Source organism: Ruegeria sp. BHSB064, assembly GCF_059613205.1.
This window is the reverse complement of the sequence record NZ_JBXWSB010000055.1, coordinates 1-21,389: the sequence shown is the minus strand read 5'-3', so window position 1 is coordinate 21,389 and position 21,389 is coordinate 1. Positions and strand designations below refer to the sequence as shown.

The 21,389-nt window shown below is 57.5% G+C and carries 19 protein-coding genes and 1 tRNA gene; 12 read left to right on the top strand and 8 right to left on the bottom strand.

Annotation, left to right across the window (positions count from 1 at the left end):
* Positions 1–153: 153 nt before the first annotated feature.
* Both AC2FNU_RS13865 and AC2FNU_RS13860 read left to right on the top strand, forming a co-directional pair.
* Positions 154–498, top strand: coding sequence for an MmcQ/YjbR family DNA-binding protein (locus AC2FNU_RS13865; RefSeq protein WP_496789372.1), 345 nt, complete (start codon positions 154–156; stop codon positions 496–498).
* A 57-nt stretch (positions 499–555) separates the two neighbouring features.
* Complete coding sequence (locus AC2FNU_RS13860; RefSeq protein WP_496789367.1) at positions 556–1,743, top strand: pyridoxal phosphate-dependent aminotransferase; 1,188 nt, start codon at positions 556–558, stop codon at positions 1,741–1,743.
* Between the two features lie 3 nt (positions 1,744–1,746).
* Here AC2FNU_RS13860 and AC2FNU_RS13855 read toward each other — a convergent pair whose 3' ends face one another.
* A complete protein-coding gene (locus tag AC2FNU_RS13855; protein WP_496789362.1) occupies positions 1,747–2,277 on the bottom strand; it encodes an outer membrane protein in 531 nt (176 codons plus the stop codon).
* Between the two features lie 400 nt (positions 2,278–2,677).
* Between AC2FNU_RS13855 and AC2FNU_RS13850 the strand changes: the two genes are divergently transcribed.
* A complete protein-coding gene (locus AC2FNU_RS13850) occupies positions 2,678–4,222 on the top strand; it encodes a trimethylamine methyltransferase family protein (RefSeq protein ID WP_496789357.1) in 1,545 nt (514 codons plus the stop codon).
* 43 nt (positions 4,223–4,265) lie between these two features.
* Here AC2FNU_RS13850 and AC2FNU_RS13845 read toward each other — a convergent pair whose 3' ends face one another.
* Together AC2FNU_RS13845 and AC2FNU_RS13840 are read right to left on the bottom strand one after the other, a co-directional pair.
* Entirely contained in the window at positions 4,266–4,511 is a 246-nt protein-coding gene (locus tag AC2FNU_RS13845; protein WP_171090220.1) for an EF-hand domain-containing protein, read from the bottom strand.
* Positions 4,512–5,050: 539 nt separating this feature from the next.
* The gene (locus tag AC2FNU_RS13840) at positions 5,051–8,671 is read right to left on the bottom strand and encodes a vitamin B12-dependent ribonucleotide reductase (protein WP_496789352.1); all 3,621 of its coding nucleotides are present in this window, start codon (positions 8,669–8,671) and stop codon (positions 5,051–5,053) included.
* Between the two features lie 541 nt (positions 8,672–9,212).
* On the opposite strand from AC2FNU_RS13840, the gene AC2FNU_RS13835 reads away from it, so the two are divergent.
* Positions 9,213–9,647 carry a hypothetical protein gene (locus tag AC2FNU_RS13835; protein WP_480799669.1) on the top strand — a complete coding sequence of 145 codons (435 nt, stop codon included), beginning with the start codon at positions 9,213–9,215 and terminating at the stop codon, positions 9,645–9,647.
* Between the two features lie 11 nt (positions 9,648–9,658).
* On the opposite strand, the gene AC2FNU_RS13830 is transcribed toward AC2FNU_RS13835, so the two are convergent.
* The 4 genes from AC2FNU_RS13830 to pdxH all read right to left on the bottom strand — a co-directional run bounded on the left by AC2FNU_RS13830 (position 9,659) and on the right by pdxH (position 11,508).
* Positions 9,659–9,735: transfer RNA gene (locus AC2FNU_RS13830), tRNA-Pro, on the bottom strand.
* A gap of 43 nt (positions 9,736–9,778) precedes the next feature.
* Positions 9,779–10,246: a DUF192 domain-containing protein gene (locus AC2FNU_RS13825; protein ID WP_496789349.1), complete on the bottom strand. Its 468-nt coding sequence runs from the start codon at positions 10,244–10,246 to the stop codon at positions 9,779–9,781.
* Between the two features lie 7 nt (positions 10,247–10,253).
* Entirely contained in the window at positions 10,254–10,760 is a 507-nt protein-coding gene (locus tag AC2FNU_RS13820) for a cold-shock protein (protein WP_496789394.1), read from the bottom strand.
* A gap of 142 nt (positions 10,761–10,902) precedes the next feature.
* Entirely contained in the window at positions 10,903–11,508 is a 606-nt protein-coding gene (gene pdxH, locus AC2FNU_RS13815) for a pyridoxamine 5'-phosphate oxidase (protein ID WP_496789346.1), read from the bottom strand.
* 135 nt (positions 11,509–11,643) lie between these two features.
* Here pdxH and fabI point away from each other — a divergent pair, with 135 nt between their 5' ends.
* The 5 genes from fabI (at position 11,644) to trpE (ending at position 17,650) form a co-directional block, all read left to right on the top strand.
* Positions 11,644–12,450: an enoyl-ACP reductase FabI gene (fabI, locus tag AC2FNU_RS13810; protein WP_496789344.1), complete on the top strand. Its 807-nt coding sequence runs from the start codon at positions 11,644–11,646 to the stop codon at positions 12,448–12,450.
* Positions 12,451–12,454: 4 nt separating this feature from the next.
* Positions 12,455–12,964, top strand: coding sequence for a xanthine phosphoribosyltransferase (gpt, locus tag AC2FNU_RS13805; RefSeq protein ID WP_171668292.1), 510 nt, complete (start codon positions 12,455–12,457; stop codon positions 12,962–12,964).
* Between the two features lie 65 nt (positions 12,965–13,029).
* Positions 13,030–14,205, top strand: a complete 1,176-nt coding sequence (locus AC2FNU_RS13800) for an aminotransferase (protein WP_496789341.1) — start codon at positions 13,030–13,032, stop codon at positions 14,203–14,205.
* Between the two features lie 80 nt (positions 14,206–14,285).
* Complete coding sequence (locus tag AC2FNU_RS13795) at positions 14,286–16,127, top strand: peptidylprolyl isomerase (protein WP_496789337.1); 1,842 nt, start codon at positions 14,286–14,288, stop codon at positions 16,125–16,127.
* Positions 16,128–16,138: 11 nt separating this feature from the next.
* Complete coding sequence (gene trpE, locus AC2FNU_RS13790) at positions 16,139–17,650, top strand: anthranilate synthase component I (protein ID WP_496789335.1); 1,512 nt, start codon at positions 16,139–16,141, stop codon at positions 17,648–17,650.
* Positions 17,651–17,708: 58 nt separating this feature from the next.
* On the opposite strand, the gene AC2FNU_RS13785 is transcribed toward trpE, so the two are convergent.
* Entirely contained in the window at positions 17,709–19,121 is a 1,413-nt protein-coding gene (locus tag AC2FNU_RS13785) for a divergent polysaccharide deacetylase family protein (RefSeq protein ID WP_496789333.1), read from the bottom strand.
* Positions 19,122–19,319: 198 nt separating this feature from the next.
* Between AC2FNU_RS13785 and AC2FNU_RS13780 the strand changes: the two genes are divergently transcribed.
* The 3 genes from AC2FNU_RS13780 to AC2FNU_RS13770 form a co-directional block, all read left to right on the top strand.
* Positions 19,320–19,901, top strand: coding sequence for an anthranilate synthase component II (locus AC2FNU_RS13780; RefSeq protein WP_496789328.1), 582 nt, complete (start codon positions 19,320–19,322; stop codon positions 19,899–19,901).
* Entirely contained in the window at positions 19,898–20,917 is a 1,020-nt protein-coding gene (gene trpD / locus AC2FNU_RS13775; RefSeq protein WP_496789322.1) for an anthranilate phosphoribosyltransferase, read from the top strand. The genes AC2FNU_RS13780 and trpD overlap by 4 nt, the downstream gene beginning before the upstream one ends.
* Positions 20,914–21,389: indole-3-glycerol phosphate synthase TrpC (locus AC2FNU_RS13770; protein WP_496789317.1), on the top strand; the 476-nt coding region annotated here is incomplete at its 3' end. The genes trpD and AC2FNU_RS13770, both read left to right, overlap by 4 nt.

Sequence of the window (21,389 nt, the reverse complement as noted above, 5' to 3'; positions counted from 1 at the left end):
GATGAAAACGAAAGAAACCGGCCCGCTTGATAAATCAGCAGGTAATGCAGCAGATAATGATGCAGGTCATCGGGTTCATGCCTATCGGTTATCACGGGATCAGATCCAAGCCAAGCATTGAGTTTGTGTACCCCCTCGGGCACAGTTCCCGATATGGATCGCGACTACATCAACTCCATTTGCCAAGAGTTCCCGGGGGCCGAGCTTTCTGACCCATGGGGCGGCGGCCATGATGCATGGCAAGTCGGTGGCAAGATGTTCGCCTGTATTGGCACCGCAAATGACGGGGTTTCCGTCAAAACTCCGGACGTGGAAACAGCTCAGATGGTCATTGATGCGGGTGTCGGCGTAAAAGCCCCATACTTCCACCGCAGTTGGGTCCGCCTTCCGTTTGACGCAGAGACCGAGGAACTGCGTCATCGCCTGACCGTTTCTTACGACCTTGTCCGCGCATCGCTAACAAAAAAGCTACAGGCGACCTTGCCGCCGCGAAGCTGATTGACAAAGGCGTATCGCTCTGTCCCATTCAGCGAAAGGCAATCCAGGAGCGGTCCAATGAACCTGTCAAAACGCATCACGCAGATCACCGGCGGTGGCAGCGACGGCTGGGACGTGTTTTACCGCGCCCGAAGGATGCTGAGCGAAGGTCAGGCCGTAACCGAATTGACGATTGGTGAACATGACATTCGGACCGATCCATCGATCCTGCATGCGATGGACCTTTCTGCCCGTGAAGGACACACCGGCTATGCCATGGTTCCCGGCACGGAACTTTTGCGGGATACGGTTGCCGCACGAGTGCAAACGCATACGGGTGTACCCACAACGCGAAACAATGTTCTGATCACACCCGGTGGGCAATCAGCCTTGTTTGCGGCCCATATGGCTGTGTGTGATCCCGGCGATGTGGGCCTGTTCCTCGATCCGTATTACGCCACGTACCCGGGCACGATTCGCGGGGTCGGAGCGGTCGCCCGCGCGGTACAGACCGCGGCAGAAGATGCCTTTCAACCCTGCGCCGAAAGGATTGATTCTGCCGCTGACGGTGCCGTTTCGCTTTTGATCAACACGCCCAACAACCCGACCGGAGTTGTTTATTCCCGTCAATCACTTGAAGCGATCGCAGACCTTTGCAAGAGGCGCGACCTGTGGCTGATCTCGGATGAGGTCTATGACACGCAAGTCTGGGAAGGTGAGCACCAGTCGCCGCGCGCGCTGCCCGGTATGGAAGAACGGACGCTGGTTGTCGGGTCCATGTCCAAATCCCATGCTATGACTGGATCGCGTTGTGGCTGGATCGTCGGCCCCGAAGAGGTTATCGCTCATCTGATCAATCTGGCGACCCACACGACCTACGGCGTGCCGGGCTTTATTCAGGACGCGTCCAGTTTTGCGCTGACCGCAGGGCCCGAGTTGGAGGAGAAGATCGCCGCCCCGTTCCGCCGACGGCGGTCGATGGCGATGAAGATACTTCGGACACAGGACACCATTGGCCTGGTGCCAGCGCAAGGCGCGATGTATCTGATGCTTGACGTACGCAAGACCGGAATGTCCGGGGACGGGTTTGCCAACGCTCTGCTCGACACCCACGCCATTGCCGTCATGCCGGGTGAGAGCTTTGGGTCGGCTGCCGCTGGGCACATTCGGGTGGCTATGACGGTCGAGGATGATCGTTTTGCAAGCGCGCTAAGAACGCTGTGTTCCTTTGCCGAACAACTCGCAAAGCGTCACGCTGCAGAATAGTCCTCAAAAGCGGAATGTGGTGCGCAGGTTGAAAACGTTGGAATCCAGACTGCCATTGGAACGGGTGACATCGTCGAAATCCTGACGCAGCGCCTCACCGCTGATGACAAAATTTTCACCAATCGGATAGGCAACGCCTATGCCGTAAACGGCTGCTGTGTCGTTGTCGACCGAGGTTTCAGCTCGTGCCGCGCCGACAACCACATACCCAAGGGCGCTTCCGAAATCGTATCCACCACGCAGCTTCAGACGGGTCATGCTGTCCAGGCTGCCCTGAGTTGACCCCAAATCCAGAGAGAGGCGGTTGTATTCAAACTCGCCCCCCAGCACAAAGTTACCAAAGTCCTGATCATAACCGACATGCGCCCCAAAAACGGTGTCGTCACCGCTGGCGCCCCCTGGTCCGTCCGCATCTGCATATCCAAAGCTGAGACCGATATACCCACCTGTCCAGTCCTCGGCCGATACAGGGCTTGCGCTTGCGATGAGGGTCGCAGCAAACAGGACAGAAAGAGATTTTGTACACGGGTTCAAAGCTATGTCGCTCTTGTTTCGATCCAAAGACGCAAACTAATTCTAATCTGTGGTCCACTCCGTCAGAATTCAAATTCAGGGTCGTAACGCTCAAAAGTAAGTGAATGCAGTATAACAGAATTCTTCCAAAGCGGGAGAAAATCTAACCATCCCTCCGGCACTCGGCAGATTACCGGTACAATCGGCGGCAAATTCCAACAAAGGTCGTAAACAGGACAGATTGTGTCGCAGCGTTTTGGAAAGCTTTACGAAGTTGTTGCGAGGCCAAATGACAGATCACGATTGGAAGATCAGCCTGATCAGCCGTACCATAGGTGCGGATCGTGGCCGTGCCGCGCGGGGGCGACCATAAGGGGGATTACCCTCACCCCAACGCATCACACAACGACCGGATTTTGAAATGAACGACCAATCCCGCAACACCTCACGCAGCGGTGGCCGCGCTGCACGCCGTGCCGCCCGAGCCTCAGCCCTGCCTGATCATCTGCGCCCTATACGCCCCGGAATGGAAGGCGGCGTTCTGAATGTTCTGACACAGGCGCAGATTGAACGCATTCATCAGGCCGCCCTGACCGCGCTTGAAACCATTGGCTTGGCAGACGCCCCGCAAAGCGGCATTGATTACCTTGTGGGTGCCGGCTGTACCCTTGGCGATGACGGTCGCATCCGGTTTCCGCGTGCGCTGGTCGAAGACACAATCGCAAAGGCGAACCGCTCGGTCACACTCTACAGCCGGGACGGGAAAACCGATCTCGAGCTGACGGGCACCAAGGTTCATTACGGCACTGCGGGTGCTGCCGTATCTATGGTCGACGTGCACGGCCGCGAATACCGCGATTCCACCGTGCAGGATCTGCACGATGCGGCACGAATCTGCCAACAACTTGATAACATTCACTTTGTTCAACGCCCGATGGTTTGCCGCGACATCGCGGACAACCTGGAAATGGACCTGAACACGATCTACGCCAGCTGTTCCGGCACCTTCAAACATATCGGGACATCGTTTACCGAACCCAGCCACGTCGCACCGGCGATGGAGATGATCTACATGATCGCGGGTGGTGAAGATAAATACCGCGAGCGGCCTTTTGTATCGAATTCGAACTGCTTTGTGGTTCCGCCCATGAAATTCGCAACAGAAAGCTGCGAAGTGATGGAGGAATGTATCAAGGCCGGAATGCCTGTCCTGCTTCTTTCAGCCGGGATGGCCGGTGCCACCGCGCCTTCGACCATAGCCGGAGCAATCACGCAGGCAACCGCCGAATGCCTTGCCGGACTGGTTTACGTAAACGCCGTAAGCCCCGGAGCGCCCGCCGTTTTTGGCACTTGGCCCTTTGGTCTGGACCTTCGGACAGGCGCGATGTCCATTGGTTCGGGCGAACAGGCCCTGCTGACGGCTGGGTGCGCGCAAATGCACCGGTTCTACAACCTGCCCGGCGGTGCGGCTGCGGGGGCATCGGATTCGAAACTTCCCGACATGCAGGCCGGGTGGGAACAGATGTGTTCCAACGTGATGGCGGGTCTGTCCGGTTTGAACATGGTCTACGAAGCGGCGGGCATGCACGCCTCTTTGCTGGGCTTCTGTTTTGAAAGCCTGATCCTCAGCGATGACTTGATTGGTCAGGCCCAACGCTGTGTACGCGGGATCGAGGTGACAGATGATACCCTCGCGCTGGACCAGATGGCCGAGGTCTGCATGGGCGGCCCCGGTCACTATCTTGGAACGGACGCCACGCTTAGCCGGATGCAAGCTGACTATGTCTATCCGGTTTTCGGCGACCGGTCTTCGCCAAAAGAATGGGTTGAGCTGGGCAAACCAGATCTGATCGACAAAGCAATAGCCCGAAAAGAAGAGATCCTATCCGTGCCATCCGAGGCCAGATTCGATCCGATGCTGGACATGGAGTTGCGCGAAAAGTTCAAGATTCACCTCCCCGCTTAGCAGGGAAACAGGCGGCCCGGTGATGATCGGGCCGCCCATACGTTTATCCGTCACTTGGCGGGAGCAATCCGGCTTCCTGTGCAACGGCCACTTCATCTGCGTCCAACGCGCCGTCACCGTTCGCATCCATGGCTGAGAAGGTGTCGGCGTCCACACTGGGCGCAACCACCTGCACTTCCTCGATCGTCAGAACGCCATCACCATTGGCATCTGCCGTCGATTGCGCCGATACGAGCCCAGGCAAGGTCAAAGCAGCGATGGAAATCCCAATCAAATACTGCGGTTTCATTTTGGTGCCTCCTGATAGGTTGATTATCTTTCGTCCGGACAGGCCCTAGAAACACCGCAACACCTCAGCCCGTCACCCGTAATGCGCGAAAACCAAAGATTCGCGCCAATCCTTGCGTGTTTGACCGAGTCGGGCGCGCAACGCCCCGCCGGGCAAAATTTCGCCGGACCCGTTTCGGCAGGTCTTGCCCGACGGATCCCTACAAATCCGGCAAAACCACGCTTACGTGAGCCGTGCGGCGAAAAAAGAAAGGGGGCCGAAGCCCCCTGTCAGTTTCGCCTTCCAGGCTCATGTCGTTGACCGCCCGGTGTTTTTTTGCCTGCGGCCTGGACTGCGCATGGGGCGAGCGCACCCGCCCCGTGAAAGAGTGGGAGGGAGCAAATATTCCGCCCCACCCTGTTCCCGGCCAACACGGGCATGTCGGCCGAGTGGAAAAAGGCAAACTTGGTAAGTCTCAGTGCCTTTCTCCGTATTCGTCGGGGTCGGTAACCAAGGGCAGCGTCCGACCCCTACGCCCCGGGGTGCCGGGGCGTTAAACCTTAGCTACACCCGCTTGTCGCGCCGCAGGTGTTGCACTTCATGCAAGTCCCGTTGCGGACCAGCGTGTAGTTTCCGCATTCACCGCACGGGTCGCCCTCATAGCCTTGCATTTTTGCTTTGGTGCGGGCGTCCATGCCGGTTGCAACTGCGGTTTCTGCCACAGGTGCTTCGAATGCAGCTGCTGTTTCAGCCATCCCGTTCAGCTCAACCTGACCGGCATTGAACACAGCCAGGTCCTGAGGCAGACGCTTGCGCAGATAGCCGGTCGAGCTGATTTGTTTCAGCACTTCCAATGACTTGGACGCAGCACTTTCACTGATCTCGGAGATGTTGGACACACCTTCTTCTTCGCCTCGACCCAGATCGTCAAAGGTCGCGCCTTCGGGTTTCACATGCGCCAGATCGGTGCGGTCCAGATAAGACACGGCCAATTCGCGGAAGATGTAATCCAGGATCGACGTCGCATTCTTGATCGAGTCGTTGCCCTGCACCATCCCAGCCGGTTCGAACTTGGTGAAGGTGAAGGCATCCACGAACTCTTCCAGCGGCACGCCGTATTGCAGGCCGACCGACACGGCGATGGCGAAGTTGTTCATCATCGCCCGGAAGCCAGCGCCTTCCTTGTGCATGTCGATGAAGATCTCACCCAGCTTGCCGTCTTCGAACTCACCGGTGCGCAAGTAAACCTTGTGGCCTCCCACGATTGCTTTCTGGGTATAGCCCTTGCGGCGATGCGGCAGTTTCTCGCGGTGACTGCGGATCATTTCCTTGACCACAACCTTCTCGATCACCTTCTCGGCCAGAACGACAGCTTTTTCCTGCGTCGAACCGCTTTCCAGCACTTCAGCCGCCTCGTCGTCATCCTCAACCAGCGCCGCGGCCAGAGGCTGCGACAGTTTCGAGCCGTCACGATAAAGCGCGTTGGCCTTCACGCCCAGCGACCAGCTGAGCTCATAGGCCTTTTGGCAGTCCTCAATGGTTGCGTCATTCGGCATGTTGATCGTCTTCGAGATCGCGCCCGAGATGAAGCTTTGCGCCGCCGCCATCATGGTGATGTGGCTATCAACCCCTAGGAAACGCTTGCCTTTCTTGCCGCACGGATTGGCGCAGTCGAAAATCGCATAATGCTCTTCCTTCAGGTGCGGCGCGCCTTCCAGAGTCATGGTTCCGCAAACATGGTCGTTGGCCGCGTCGATATCCGCGCGGGTAAAGCCCAGATGGCGCAGCAGATCAAAAGTCGGGTCATTCAGCTTAGTCGCTGGGATGCCCAACACGCCGGTGCAGAAATCCTCGCCCAGTGTCCACTGGTTGAAGACGAACCGGATGTCGAATGCGCTTTCCAGTGCGGCGTCTACTTTGGCCAGTTCATTGGGGCCAAAGCCGTGACCGGTCAGCGACGTATGGTTGATCCCCGGCGCGTTCCCGATGGTGCCGTGACCGACCGCGTAGCTGACGATTTCTTCGATCTGAGATGAAGAATAGCCCAGCTTTTCCAGGGCCGACGGCACCGAGCGGTTGATAATCTTGAAGTAACCGCCACCGGCCAGCTTCTTGAACTTGACCAAGGCAAAGTCCGGCTCGATCCCGGTGGTGTCGCAATCCATCACCAGACCGATGGTGCCTGTTGGTGCGATTACGGTGGCCTGCGCGTTGCGGTAGCCGTTTTTCTCACCCAGGCTCAGCGCCTCGTCCCAAGCGGACATGGCCAGATCGATCAGACGCTTGTCCGGGCAGTTGCCGTGGTCCAGAGGCACCGGCTTGACCGCCAGTTTCTCATAGCCCTCGGTTACACCCTGCGACGCGCGGCGATGGTTGCGGATAACGCGCAGCATGTGGTCCGCGTTCCGCTCATATCCGTTAAACGGCCCAAGCTCACCGGCAATCTCAGCCGAGGTCGCGTAGGCCACACCGGTCATGATCGCGGTCAGCGCACCACAGATCGCCCGCCCCTCATCCGAGTCATAGCTGTAGCCCATGTTCATCAGCAAACCGCCGATATTGGCGTAACCCAGACCCAAGGTGCGGAAGTCATAGGACAGTTGCGCGATTTCCTTAGACGGGAACTGCGCCATGGTCACCGAGATTTCCAGCGTCAGAGTCCAAAGACGCGAGGCGTGCATGTAGTCTGCCGCCTGAAACTCACCGTCTTTCAGGAAGGTCAGCAAGTTCATCGAGGCCAAGTTACAGGCCGTGTCATCCAGGAACATGTATTCCGAGCACGGGTTCGAGCCGCGAATCTCACCATCATTGGGGCATGTGTGCCATTCGTTGACAGTGTCGTGGAACTGGATGCCCGGATCGGCACAGGCCCATGCAGCGTGGCCAACCTTTTCCCACAGATCGCGTGCTTTGACGGTGCGAGCAACCTTGCCGTCGGTGCGGTTGATCAACTCCCAATCGGCGTCTTTCTCAACGGCGGTCAGGAACGCATTGGTGACGCGGATCGAGTTGTTCGAGTTCTGGCCTGAGACCGAGCTGTAGGCTTCCGAATCCCAGTCCGTATCGTAGGTCGGGAATTCGATGCTGTCGTGACCCTGCTTGGCATAATCCAGAACGCGTTTGATGTAAGTCTCAGGGATCGCGACTTTTTTCGCTTCGCGCACTGCCTTTTTCAATGCGTCGTTCGCGTTTGGATCATAAGCATCATCTGCAGAGCCGTCCCACGAACGAATGGCATCGAAAATGCCGTTCAGCATCTTTTCGTGCATTTTCGATCCGGCAACGATCGAGGCCACTTTCTGCTCTTCGATCACCTTCCATTCGATGAACTGCTCGATATCCGGGTGATCCGCATCGACGATCACCATCTTCGCTGCTCGACGGGTTGTCCCGCCTGATTTGATCGCGCCTGCGGCGCGGTCGCCGATCTTGAGAAAACCCATCAGGCCCGAGGATTTGCCACCACCGGAAAGCGCCTCGCCTTCGGCACGCAAGTGGCTGAAATTGGTTCCTGTACCCGAGCCGTATTTGAACAGGCGCGCCTCGCGCACCCATAGATCCATGATGCCGCCTTCGTTCACCAGATCATCGTCGACCGACTGGATGAAGCATGCGTGCGGCTGCGGATGCTCGTATGCAGATTTCGATTTGGTCAACTTGCCGGTTTTGTAATCCACATAGTGGTGCCCCTGAGCGGGACCGTCGATCCCATAGGCCCAATGCAGACCGGTGTTGAACCACTGAGGGCTGTTCGGTGCGGCGCGCTGGGTCGCAAGCATATAGCGCATCTCGTCAAAATAGGCGCGCGCGTCTTCTTCATCTGAGAAGTACCCGCCTTTCCAGCCCCAATAGGCCCACGCGCCCGCCAGACGGTCAAAGACTTGTTTGGACGAGGTTTCGCCGTCAAAATCAGCGCCTTCAGCCGGGACCGAACGCCACAGGAATTCAGGTACACCCTTTTCCTTGACCTTCTTCAGCTTGCTGGGGACACCCGCCTTGCGGAAATACTTCTGTGCGATAACGTCGCTGGCCACCTGCGACCAGCTTGCAGGTACTTCGATATCGTCAAGACGGAAGACAATCGTGCCGTCGGGATTGCGGATTTCAGACGTCGCGGACACAAAATCCAGGTCCGAGTAGGCATCCTGATCTGGTTTGGTGAATTTTCTTTCAATCTTCATGTCCGCAGCCCTGGTTAAATTCCGCCCAATGTTCAGTTCCCGGCACCAAATCTTGTGTTGCAGGGTGCCGCCCGCAACGCCCAGAGAATTCAGGACAAAGGTATCCTTCACTGTCAAAGACAGCGGAAAACCGCAAAAACGGCGCACTTTAATTAGATGTGCTTTCCGACCCTCGCCTGCTGCCCCTTCCGGTTTAAACACCAGATATTGTGGCAATCCCTTCGGCTCATACAATCTGGCGTATGTTGCCATAGAAGGTCAACGCCCTTTTTCAGCCTTTTTTGAAATCTTTTTTGTTGACCTGCCGCCCTTTGAACATCGGCAATCGACATGGTCCGATTCCCCCACAGGATCATCCACGGCAAATTTCCGCTGATCGTTCGGAATCTCAAATCGAATTCCCGTTTTTACCAGCATAGTTATCTGCATTTGATCAACCAATGCGACACCGACTAGGCTGATTGGGAATCATCTGCATCTGTTCTGAGGCGTCCGAGTTTGATCGCGGCCCGTTCGTTTAAATGTGAAAAGGTACAAAGCTATGAAGCTGCTCACCTTTATCCCGATATTGGCCTGTATCGTGGCCTGCGCACCACAAGATGTGCCCGATGCGTCACGCAGCGCACAGTTCGAAACCTATCCGCAACGACTGTTCGATAGTTTTGAAACCAGTTGCTCTGGCCCGGGAGAATCTTTTGAAAAAACCGGCGGCCAGACATTTGAATGTCGCGAAATCCTGCCCCCAGAGGCATCCGCCTTTCTGATTCTGAACTATGACGGAAATCCACAAGACCTGCCGCAAAGCGTGATGCGCCTGACATCAAGCAAGAACACCAGCGGATATCGCGTAGATGCGAACGTGTTCTTTAAGGTGCCGCAGAAAACCGGATCCGTGGTCGAAGTGCCCTTGGACAGCGCCGAGCTGGATCAGTCGATCAGCAGGCTGTTCCAAGCAATGGGCGGATCGCCCTCATAAACTGATGGAAGTGGTCGGGGCGGCAGGATTCGAACCTACGACCCCCTGTACCCAAAACAGGTGCGCTACCAGACTGCGCCACGCCCCGGACCGTGCGCCTTCCTAACGATGCCAATCTGATTTGAAAAGCCCTAACAGGGCCAAATTGCAGGACCTGACGAAAAAATTTCGTGCTGCATCTGTGTACCGGGCGTAATGGAATAGCGCGCCGACAATCCGGCATTGATTTCCAGTACTGCAAAAACGGAATCTCCGCCTTCGATTGGCGTCAGATCACCGGGAATCGCCCCCTCATGCACGCTCGTTACCAGGCCGGTGCGATCCAGAAAAATCATGTCCAGCGGAATCAAGGTGTTCTTCATCCAGAACGCAACGCGTTGAGGTGGGTCAAACACAAACAACATGCCGGATCGATTCGGGAGCGTTTCGCGAAACATCAGCCCTTGCGAGCGTTCCTGAGGTGTTATGGCAAGTTCAACTTCAAATCGCACCGTAGACTTGTCATTTCGCAAAGTGACACGATCAGCGCTGCACGCAGCAAACGCCCCACCTGTCCAAAGCATAAGGAACAGGGGCAGAAGCGTCAGAATCCGTTTCATGAAAACGTCAGCCGTCCAGTGCGGCTTCCCAAGCCAGCACCTGAGCCGCCATCCGGCCCCGTTTGCCATCGATCACACGCATGGCCAGCGCTTCGCCCGGTTGAAGATCAGCAAGGCCAGACCGGCGCAGCACTTCGATATGAAGAAAAACGTCTTCGCCACGGCCAAAGACGTTGGCAAAACCAAAGCCCTTACCCTTGTCGAACCATTTTACACGCGCGGCTTCCAACGGGGCCTCGGCGATAACCACCGGATCCAACTCGGCAAAATCGGCCAGCATCATCGAGTCGGTCCGCGCCGGCGGATCAATAGCGACCACTTCAACCGCCTGAACGCCCCGATCCGTGCGGTGCGTCATGATCTCGATCCCTGCGCCATCCGCGACAGAGCTCTGCCCGAAGTTACGCAAGACGTTCACGTGCAACAGGATATCCGGGCCGCCATCGTCAGACACAACGAATCCATACCCTTTGGCAGGGTCGAACCATTTCACGTGTCCACGAACGCGATACATGTTGTTCAGGTCTTCTGGCACGGTATTCCCATCGCGAATTTTAGCCGTTCGTTAAGGGTTCGTTGTTTATGGGAATGGCAGGCAAATTCAAGCTGAAAAAATTGTTTATTTTCTGCCTGTTGCATTTCACGACACGTGAACGTCATGGATTCAACCTTTCCACATGCCATGCCGATCCCGGCTCTTTGCGTTTCCATCTGAACCGGTCATGCAGGCGGAACGCCCCATCGGCCCAGAATTCAATTTCAATTGGCGTCAATCGATATCCGCCCCAAAACGGTGGACGGGGTGGATTCGGACCCAGCTTGGCAGTCACCTTGGCCACCTCAGCCATCAGGGCTGCACGGCTGGAAAGGGGTTGAGATTGCTTCGACGCCCAGGCCCCCAAACGGCTCTTCAGCGACCTCGATGCGTAATATTCATCCGCCTGAGGTCCGTTTTCGCGGGTGATTGTACCACGAACACGCAGCTGTCGCCTTAAAGATTTCCAGTGCATAACAAACGCAGCTTTTCCGACTGCATCCAGTTCGGCCGCTTTTGCACTTTCGTAATTCGTATAGAACACAAACGAATCTGCTTCGATCTCCTTCAGCAGCACCATGCGCGCGTTCGGCATTCCATCTGAGTCGACGGTTGCCAGCGCAATCGCATTGGGGTCGTTCAATTCTGTCTTTTCAGCCTCGCTCAACCACCGACCCGCAATTTCAAACGGATCGGAGCCAGCAAAGATGCCATCACGCTCGGTCATTTCCATCCCCTGGAAAGTGTTAACGACGAACCTAAGGCGAGAACCCGCTGCGGGCAAGAGCGCACGGCCTTGATGCAACGCTACCAATGGCATAAACCGACTCAACACATCGCGAAGACAGGCGGAGAACCACACATGTCAAATCAGTTGATGGCCGGCAAACGCGGCCTCATCATGGGACTGGCCAATGACAAATCAATCGCATGGGGAATCGCCCGCGCCTTGTCCGATGCCGGGGCCGAGCTTGCCTTTTCCTACCAGGGCGATGCTTTGAAAAAGCGGGTCGACCCGCTTGCAGCACAATTGGGAAGCGAAATCGTCCTGCCTTGTGACGTGAGCGACGAGATGTCAGTCGATGCGCTGTTTACCGCATTGGAAGAGAAATGGGGCAAACTGGACTTCATCGTTCATGCCATCGGCTTTTCCGACAAGAACGAACTGCGCGGCCGCTATGTTGATACCAGCCGGGCGAATTTCAAACTGACAATGGATGTGTCGGTTTATTCCTTCACCGCCGTGATGCAACGCGCCGAAAAGATGATGAGCGAAGGCGGCAGTGCGATCACCCTGACCTATTATGGCGCTGAACAAGTTATGCCCCATTATAATGTGATGGGCGTTGCCAAGGCTGCGCTTGAGGCGTCAGTCAAATATCTGGCCGAGGACCTGGGCAAGGACGGCATTCGCGTCAACTCGATCTCAGCAGGACCGATCAAGACCCTGGCCGCCAGTGGCATCGGCGATTTCCGCTATATCATGAAGTGGAACGAATATAACTCACCCCTGCGCCGCAACGTGACCATCGACGATGTGGGCAAGTCAGCACTCTACCTGCTGTCTGATCTGTCCAGCGGTGTGACCGGTGAAAACCTGCATGTGGACTCGGGCTATCATATCGTCGGCATGAAAGCCGTTGACGCACCCGACGTGGAAAAGGGCTAAGATCATGAGCGCCAAAGACCGCCTGCCCCACGAAAAAGGCTTTCACATCAGCTGGGACCAGATCCATCGCGATTCGCGCGCTTTGGCCTGGCGTCTTGATGGGCAAGGCCCGGACGATGGTGCCTGGCGCGCCGTTGTGGCCATCACACGCGGCGGCATGGCCCCTGCGATGATTGTGAGCCGTGAGCTGGATATCCGCACGGTCGATACGATCAGCGTGCGATCTTACCACCATCAAGAACAAGGCGAAGCCGAAGTTCTGAAAGCCCCCGACGCAGATTTGATGGGCGACGGCACTGGCGTTCTGATCATCGATGATCTGGTGGACAGTGGGAAAACGCTGGAACTGGTCCGAAAAATGTACCCCAACGCGCATTTTGCGACTGTTTATGCCAAACCCAAGGGCCGCCCGATGGTGGACACCTTTATCACCGAGGTCAGCCAAGACACGTGGATCTTCTTTCCATGGGACATGGCACTTCAGTATGTCGAGCCATATCGCGGCACCGACTGATCCCTTCTTCTGTTTGAAAATACCTCGGAGCGCGAGGCAGAGCCTCGCATAAAAACCGGTACGCCATGACCCAGACCCGCACCAGCGCCACCTTCCCTCCTCCGGTGATGGAGGCGCGCCGTTGGGTTGAAGGTGTCACCTTCCCCGAGGATCGCCCTCTGATCAATGTCAGCCAGGCGGCACCGGTCGACCCACCTCCGCTTGCTTTACGTCAGGCCATGGCCGATTTTGCCGTGCAGGAAGACAGCGCGCATCTATATGGGCCGGTCTTGGGGAATGACGACCTGCGCACAGAACTAGCGGCCCAGATCAGCACGCATTATGCGGCACAGGTTGATCCGGATCAGACCGCGATCACCTCGGGCTGCAATCAGGCTTTTTCAGCAACAATCTCAGCGATCACCGACGAGGCAGATGAGGTGATTCTTCCAACGCCTTGGTATTTCAATCATAAAATGTGGTTGGACATGGCTGGGGTAAAGGCTGTGGACCTCCGAACCGACGATGACCTGCTGCCCGACCCAGAAAAGGCGCGCGCGCTGATCACTGAAAAAACGCGCGCCATAGCCCTGGTCACGCCCAACAACCCCGGCGGTGTTGAATACCCGGCCGATCTGGTCCGAGCCTTCTATGACCTGGCGCGCGACACCGGTATTCGCCTGATCGTTGATGAGACGTATCGCGATTTCGACAGCCGCAGCGGACCACCGCACGACCTGTTCCAGCAGCCAAACTGGGACGAAACTTTGGTCCATCTCTATTCCTTTTCCAAAGCCTACCGCCTGACAGGCCACCGGGTCGGTGCCATAGCGACAAGCCGCGCCCTTTTGGCGGAAGTCGAGAAATTCCTCGACACCGTCGCCATTTGTCCCGGCCAGATCGGCCAGTTTGCGGCCCTTTGGGGGATGCAGAACCTGTCACAATGGCTGGCAGGTGAACGGGACGAGATTCTCGACCGCCGGGCCGCAATCAAGGACGGGATGCCAGCACTGGAAGCCAAGGGCTGGCGTTTATTGGGGCTTGGCGCGTATTTTGCCTATCTTGAACATCCATTCGATATGGCTTCGGATGAACTGGCCCGCCGTCTGGTGGCAGAGGCAGGCGTGCTGCTGTTGCCCGGCACCATGTTCATGCCCGATCACGACCCCGCCGGAAAACGGCAAGTGCGGGTGGCCTTTGCCAATCTCGACCGTGCGGGATTGGGTCAATTGTTCGACCGGTTGCAGGGCCTGTCCTTCTAAGCTTGCCCCTCGGCTGTGTGCGTCGTATTCAGGGCCGCAACCGACAGGGCAGAACGCTGCCGCAATAACAAGAGGGCATCATGGCCGCAGGCGCTAAAAGTCTTTCGAAAACCTTTGTCTGGATTCTGATGGGCCTGCTGATGCTGGGTCTTGCAGGCTTCGGTGCCACCAACCTCAGCGGAACGGTTCGAACCGTTGCACAAGTGGGTGATGAGAGCATCTCGGTCGATGAGTATGTGCGGGAATTGCAGCGGGAAATCCGCGCCGTCGAAGCGCAATCCGGCCAGCCCCTGCAAATGTCGCAGGCGCGTGACCTGGGACTGGACCAGAACGCCCTTGCGCGTCTGACCGCGCTGGCGGCTCTGGACAATGAAGTCGGGCAACTTGGAATTTCCATCGGCGACGAAAACCTGCAGCAAGAGATTGTCGCGATCCCGGCGTTTCAGGGCGTGGACGGCAGTTTCGACCGGGAAGCCTATCGTTTTCAGCTTGAACAGATCGGCATGACTGACTCCGAGTTTGAAACGGATCTGCGCAAGGAATCTGCACGCACAATCGTGCAGGGCGCGATCATGGGCGGGGTCGAGATGCCAGCGACCCTGACAGATACGATGACGGATTACATTGGCGCACGGCGTAGCTTTACTGTGGCAACCGTCGGGGCCGAGGCATTGGAGACCCCAATCGCGGAGCCGACCGACGCGCAGATTCAAACCTATTATGATGAGAACGGCGACCAGTTCACCCTGCCCCGCACCAAGCAATTGACATACGCGATCCTGTCGCCTGCCATGCTGATCGACAGTGTTGAGGTGGATCAAGACGCCCTGCAGAAACTCTATGAAGACCGCTCAGACGAATACAACCAGCCGGAACGCCGCCTGGTTGAGCGTTTGAACTTCCCGGATGAGCAGGCCGCGAGCGAAGCAAAGGCGCAGCTTGAGGTTGGCGGCACGACCTTTGAGCAACTGGTTCGTGAACGTGATCTTGAGCTCAACGACATCGATCTGGGCGACGTGACCCGCGAGGATCTGGGCGAAGCTGCGGACGCCGTATTTGCAGCCGATCTCGATTCTGTAGTCGGCCCCCTGCCTTCGGTTTTTGGCCCGGCCTTGTTCCGGATCAACGGATCTCTGGCAGCCAACAATGTGCCTTTCGAAGAAGCTGAACCGGCCTTGCGGGAAGAGCTTGCAGCCGAGCGCGCCCGCCGCCTGATCGAGGCGCAGTCCGAAGATATCAACGACATGCTGGCTGGCGGGGCCACGCTGGAAGAACTGGCGGATGAGACCGAAATGGAGTTGGGTCAGATCGACTGGACCCGCGAAAGTTCGGATGAAATCGCCGCCTATGACGGGTTCCGCGTCGCCGCCGAAGCGGTGCAGGAAGGTGACTTCCCCGAAATCGCGTTCCTAGAAGACGGGTCGATCTTTGCCCTGCGCCTGAATGAGGTTCTGCCGCGCCGCCCCGAGCCGCTGGACAGCGCGCGTGATCGCGTGGCCGCTGCATGGCTTCAGGTCGAAACCAACAAGGCTTTGGAAGAACGGGCGAATGCAGTTCTTGCACAGCTTGCGACAGATGGCGATTTTACAGCTACCGGCCTGCCCTTCCGCGTAGAAAATGCCTTGACCCGCACGGCGTTTCTGGATGACGTCCCTGCGGATTTCATGAACGAGGTGTTCCAGATGGAACCCGGCGAACTGCGTGTCATCGGTGGCAACGGCGCGGCGCTGCTGGTGCGTCTGGACGAAGTTCTGCCTCCGGCAGACACGGACGAGCTTCGCCAACTGCGCGAAGCCCTGTCCGCGCAGATGAATCAGGCCCTGTCACAGAATATTTTCAACGCTTATGTGCGCGACGCGCAGACACGTGCGCGTCCGGTCATCGACCAACAGGCGCTGAATGCCGTGCAATCGAGCTTTTAAACGAGACCGATATGGCCCTGACACCCGAATTCGACACCTTCGCGCGCGCTTATGAAGCGGGCGAAAATCAGGTGGTTTACACACGGCTTGCTGCTGATCTGGACACCCCTGTGTCGCTGATGCTCAAGCTGACGGGCGCGCAGAAAGATGCGTTCATGCTGGAATCCGTGACGGGCGGCGAAGTTCGTGGCCGTTACTCGATCATTGGTATGAAGCCCGACCTGATCTGGCGGTGTCGCGGTGAAGCATCCGAACTCAACCGCTCTGCCCGGTTCGATTCCGACGCGTTCTCGACGCAAGAGGGCAACCCGATGGACAACCTGCGCGCTTTGCTAGCCGAAAGTCGCATCGACCTGCCGGATGACCTGCCTCAGGCTGCAGCGGGGCTGTTCGGGTACTTGGGCTATGACATGGTGCGGCTTGTGGAATACCTGCCGGACGTGAATCCTGACCCTCTGGGCCTGCCCGATGCAATCATGTTGCGTCCTTCGGTCATCGCTGTGCTGGATGGTGTCAAAGGCGAAGTGACCGTTGTGTCACCGGCTTGGGCCAGTGAGGGTCAGTCCGCCAAAGCGGCCTATGCGCAAGCCGCAGAACGTGTCATGGATGCGGTCCGTGATCTGGAACGTGCCATGCCTGCCGAAACGCGCGATCTGGGCGATGCACGTGAAATCGCACCGCCAGTGTCGAACTTTACCAAGTCCGGCTATATGGAGGCGGTTGAAAAGGCCAAGGAGTACATCCGCGCTGGTGACATTTTTCAGGTTGTCCCCGCGCAGCGTTGGGCGCAGGATTTCCCGCTGCCGCCCTTTGCGCTCTATCGGTCATTGCGGCGCACCAACCCGTCGCCTTTCATGTTCTATTTCAACTTCGGCAGCTTTCAGGTCGTGGGTGCAAGCCCTGAAATTCTGGTGCGTGTGTTCGGCAATGAAGTCACCATTCGCCCCATCGCCGGCACCCGCCCCCGAGGCGCGACACCGGAAGAAGACAAGGCAAACGAACTGGATCTGCTGGCCGATAAGAAAGAGCTGGCCGAGCACCTGATGCTTCTGGATCTGGGCCGCAACGATACGGGACGCGTTTCCAAGATCGGAACTGTGCGCCCGACCGAAGAGTTCATCATCGAACGCTACAGCCACGTCATGCATATTGTATCTAACGTGGTGGGTGAACTGGCCGAAGATAAAGACGCGCTGGATGCGTTTTTTGCCGGAATGCCTGCGGGTACCGTCTCGGGCGCGCCCAAAGTGCGCGCGATGGAGATCATCGACGAGTTGGAGCCGGAAAAACGCGGCGTCTATGGCGGTGGCGTGGGCTATTTCAGCGCGGGCGGCGACATGGACATGTGTATCGCGCTGCGCACCGCCATCGTGAAAGATCAAAAGCTTTATATTCAGGCGGGTGGCGGTGTTGTTTACGACAGCGATCCTGAGGCCGAGTTCATGGAAACCGTCCATAAATCCAACGCAATACGGCGCGCTGCGGCGGATGCTGCACGTTTCACCGGAAGCGGAAACAGCTAAATGAAAAAGGGCGGCAGATCAAAAGATCGCCGCCCCTTTCGTCACGCGCTTCAGCAGTTCACTGCACCTGTCTCATCATGACCGCTGAAATCGGAGCCATGGCAACGCGGCTGCCCCGGTCTTCCAAGCCCCAAAGCAGCAGGGCTGAAATCGTTTCGGGGCGGACCCGACCCAGCATGACCACAGCACCTTCCTGTCCGGCGCGGAACGCAGCCTGATCCAGGAAACGACGCATGACTTTGGGGTCTTGGCGTGCGCCGTCGATGTCACGGAATACAACACCTGATGGCGTGCCATTGCGGGCCGCAAGCTTCTGCACAGTGTTCAACCCATTGTCCTGCGTGATCAAGCCCCGGCCTGTTCCGGCCGCAATTTCAGCAACCTGATCGGCCAGTTTCCGGTTGCCATGAATGCCGCTGTCCACCCCTTCCAGAATACCAACGGTTTCGGGCAGAGTATCAAGCCACACAGACAGCGAAACCTCAGCGTCTTGCGCAGTCGCGGCTTCGGGCAAGTCTGCCAGAGCCATGACTTCAAACCCAGCCGCCCGGTGCCGCGCCATCTTTTCTGCAGCATCTGGATCAGACGGGTTCACGGCAAAACTGATGGGATAGGGGAAATCCTGCAGAGCTTCGGCTCCGAACGCACCTTCGTCATCAATCAGGATGATCGACATAAGCGGTTTAGACTCGGGGTTTTCGAACTTGGCCGCGTAACGTTCGATCGGCTTGCCCGGCGGTGTCGGTTCTTCTGCCGAGGCTTGCTCGATCACAGGTTCATCATCCCGTTCGGTTAGCGGAATGATACGTTTTCCAACCGTTGAGCTTACACTTGCTTCCTGCTCTCCACCAATCTGTGGCAGCGCTGCGATACGCGGCAGTTTGCGCGGCAGAACGTCCTCGTCCCCTTCCACCGCGATTGGGCTGCTTTCAAACGGGTTCTCCTCGTCTGCATCTTCAGTTTGCGGCAACGGATCTTCTTCCGGCTGAAGAAGAGCAACCTCGGTCGTTTCGGGTTCTGCCGGTGGATTAGGCGTATCATCAATCACCGCTGGTACCGCTTCATCCAGCGGAACCGCGGGGGCCAGGCTGGGTTCCGGGGGCGCTGCAGGCGCTTCGGTCACAACCGACACTTCAGTCGCAACCGCAGCTTCGGGTTGGTCCACGGCCTCAGCCGCTGCACCGACCTCAGGCTGCGGGTCAGATGACGATTCAAGCCCCGACAAATCAGCCAGATCTTCTGTGGCTTCATCGGCGGCTTCCAGCCCATGCGGCGCCAATTCCACCACATCGGCATCAGAAACGGCTTCGGCCACTTCAGTCGGCGCTTCTGGTGTTTCAGAAATCACCGGAGCCGGTGCTTCGGTGACAACAACCGGCGTATTGACCATCGGCGTGTTAAGCGACACGAACACGCCCAACATCAAAACAACGACCGCCCCAGCGACCATCCCTCCGAAAAATCCGCCCATTTTCCTGCCTTTCGCCTCTTGTCTCTGCCTCGCCCCGCTCTGCGCCATCTGATGTGGCGCTCGGCCAATTGGACGCGTCAGAAACGGTATGTCCTCTTGACGCTGCCGCTCAAGCCTGAGCATGTATGTGCGGACATTATACCGTGGCCCGGGGCTGCATCGCCAGCCTGAAATGCCCAAGCGAAGATAAGTGCCCATATGCTGCTGCTGATCGACAACTACGACTCGTTTACCTACAATTTGGTACATTATTTAGGCGAACTTGGTGCCGAAATGGTCATTCGCCGAAATGATGCGCTGGATGTGCAGGAAGCGATGGCCATGAACCCCGCCGGTATACTGCTAAGCCCCGGCCCCTGCGACCCGGATCAGGCCGGTATTTGCCTTGCGCTGACTGAAGCTGCAGCAGAAACCAAAACACCTTTGCTGGGGGTTTGCCTTGGCCACCAGACCATCGGTCAGGTTTTTGGCGGCAAGGTCATCCGATGCCACGAGATTGTTCACGGCAAAATGGGAACGATGCATCACACAGGCAAGGGTCTGTTTGCCGGACTGCCTTCTCCGTTTGAGGCAACGCGGTACCATTCATTGATCGTGGAACGCGAAACCCTACCCGATTGCCTTGAGATTACGGCTGAATTGGAAGACGGCACGATCATGGGGCTGCAACACAAGGAACTGCCCATTCATGGCGTCCAGTTCCACCCGGAATCCATTGCCTCCGAGCACGGCCACGCCCTGCTCAAGAACTTCCTGCAAGAACTGAAAGTCCCAGCATGAGCGACGCGCTTAAACCGCTGATCGGTGCCGCGGCCGATCGCCCATTGACACGCGATGAAGCTGAAAAAGCCTTTGCCATCCTGTTTGACGGGGAAGCCACGCCCAGCCAAATCGGCGGTTTGCTGATGGCCATGCGCACACGCGGCGAAACTGTCGATGAATACGCCGCCGCTGCCGCTGTGATGCGCGCAAAGTGCAACGCCGTTAAAGCGCCGGACGGGGCGATGGACATTGTGGGCACGGGCGGCGACGGCAAAGGCACGCTGAACATCTCGACCGCGACGGCATTTGTGGTTGCCGGTGCAGGTGTAACCGTAGCCAAGCATGGCAATCGCAACCTGAGTTCGAAATCTGGTGCGGCGGACGCGTTGGGTCAAATGGGGATCAACGTCATGGTTGGCCCTCAAGTCGTTGAAGCAGCATTGGAAAACGTCGGTATTGGCTTCATGATGGCTCCGATGCATCACCCGGCAATCGCTCATGTCATGCCATCACGTCAGGAGCTGGGTACACGCACGATCTTTAACATTCTTGGCCCTCTGACGAATCCCGCTGGTGTCAAACGGCAATTGACCGGCGCATTCAGTCGCGACCTGATCCGTCCGATGGCCGAAACGCTTGGCTTGCTTGGATCAGACCGCGCGTGGCTGGTGCATGGCTCGGACGGGACGGACGAACTCACGATCACCGGCATCAGCTGGGTTGCCGCTTTGGAAGATGACACGATCAAAGAGGTCGAGCTGCACCCAGAAGATGCGGGGCTGCCCGTGCATCCATTCGAAGACATCATCGGCGGCACACCGGAAGAAAACGCAGTAGCCTTCCGCGCCTTGTTGGACGGTTCTCCGTCGGCTTATCGCGATGCGGTTCTATTGAATTCAGCCGCCGCTTTGGTCGTCGCCGAAGCTGCAAACGATCTGCGTGAAGGTGTCGCCATGGCCGCCGAGAGCATCGACAGTGGCAAAGCCAAAGAAAAAATCGCCGCTCTGGCCCGTAAGACACAGGAAGCCGCATGACCGAGACCGTTCTGGACAAGATCAAAGCCTACAAACTGGAAGAGGTTGCGGCCGACAAAGCGCAGAAGTCCTTGGAAACGCTGGAAAGTGAGGCTCGGGCCGCATCGGAAACCCGTGGTTTTGCCGAAGCTTTGCAATCCGCGTCGCGGCAAGGCTATGGGCTGATTGCCGAGGTTAAGAAAGCCAGCCCGTCCAAGGGTCTGATCCGCCCGGATTTCGACCCGCCTGTCCTGGCCAAGGCGTATGAGGATGGTGGGGCTGCGTGTTTGTCTGTGCTGACCGACACCCCCAGCTTTCAGGGCGCAAAAGAATACCTGACGCAGGCGCGCGAGGCGACGTCCCTGCCCGCGTTGCGTAAAGATTTCATGTATGACCCCTATCAGGTGGTTGAAGCTCGTGCCCTTGGCGCAGATTGCATTCTGATCATCATGGCATCCGTCAGCGATGATCAGGCGGCGGAACTGGAACAAAC

Excerpts from the sequence above, each read along its gene's own strand:
- AC2FNU_RS13865 (WP_496789372.1), top strand. The coding sequence starts at position 154 with ATGGATCGCGACTACATCAACTCCATTTGCCAAGAGTTCCCGGGGGCC.
- AC2FNU_RS13860 (WP_496789367.1), top strand. The coding sequence starts at position 556 with ATGAACCTGTCAAAACGCATCACGCAGATCACCGGCGGTGGCAGCGAC.
- AC2FNU_RS13850 (WP_496789357.1), top strand. The coding sequence starts at position 2,678 with ATGAACGACCAATCCCGCAACACCTCACGCAGCGGTGGCCGCGCTGCA.
- AC2FNU_RS13845 (WP_171090220.1), bottom strand. The coding sequence starts at position 4,511 with ATGAAACCGCAGTATTTGATTGGGATTTCCATCGCTGCTTTGACCTTG.
- AC2FNU_RS13840 (WP_496789352.1), bottom strand. The coding sequence starts at position 8,671 with ATGAAGATTGAAAGAAAATTCACCAAACCAGATCAGGATGCCTACTCG.
- AC2FNU_RS13835 (WP_480799669.1), top strand. The coding sequence starts at position 9,213 with ATGAAGCTGCTCACCTTTATCCCGATATTGGCCTGTATCGTGGCCTGC.
- AC2FNU_RS13825 (WP_496789349.1), bottom strand. The coding sequence starts at position 10,246 with ATGAAACGGATTCTGACGCTTCTGCCCCTGTTCCTTATGCTTTGGACA.
- AC2FNU_RS13820 (WP_496789394.1), bottom strand. The coding sequence starts at position 10,760 with ATGTATCGCGTTCGTGGACACGTGAAATGGTTCGACCCTGCCAAAGGG.
- pdxH (WP_496789346.1), bottom strand. The coding sequence starts at position 11,508 with ATGACCGAGCGTGATGGCATCTTTGCTGGCTCCGATCCGTTTGAAATT.
- fabI (WP_496789344.1), top strand. The coding sequence starts at position 11,644 with ATGTCAAATCAGTTGATGGCCGGCAAACGCGGCCTCATCATGGGACTG.
- gpt (WP_171668292.1), top strand. The coding sequence starts at position 12,455 with ATGAGCGCCAAAGACCGCCTGCCCCACGAAAAAGGCTTTCACATCAGC.
- AC2FNU_RS13800 (WP_496789341.1), top strand. The coding sequence starts at position 13,030 with ATGACCCAGACCCGCACCAGCGCCACCTTCCCTCCTCCGGTGATGGAG.
- AC2FNU_RS13795 (WP_496789337.1), top strand. The coding sequence starts at position 14,286 with ATGGCCGCAGGCGCTAAAAGTCTTTCGAAAACCTTTGTCTGGATTCTG.
- trpE (WP_496789335.1), top strand. The coding sequence starts at position 16,139 with ATGGCCCTGACACCCGAATTCGACACCTTCGCGCGCGCTTATGAAGCG.
- AC2FNU_RS13785 (WP_496789333.1), bottom strand. The coding sequence starts at position 19,121 with ATGGGCGGATTTTTCGGAGGGATGGTCGCTGGGGCGGTCGTTGTTTTG.
- AC2FNU_RS13780 (WP_496789328.1), top strand. The coding sequence starts at position 19,320 with ATGCTGCTGCTGATCGACAACTACGACTCGTTTACCTACAATTTGGTA.
- trpD (WP_496789322.1), top strand. The coding sequence starts at position 19,898 with ATGAGCGACGCGCTTAAACCGCTGATCGGTGCCGCGGCCGATCGCCCA.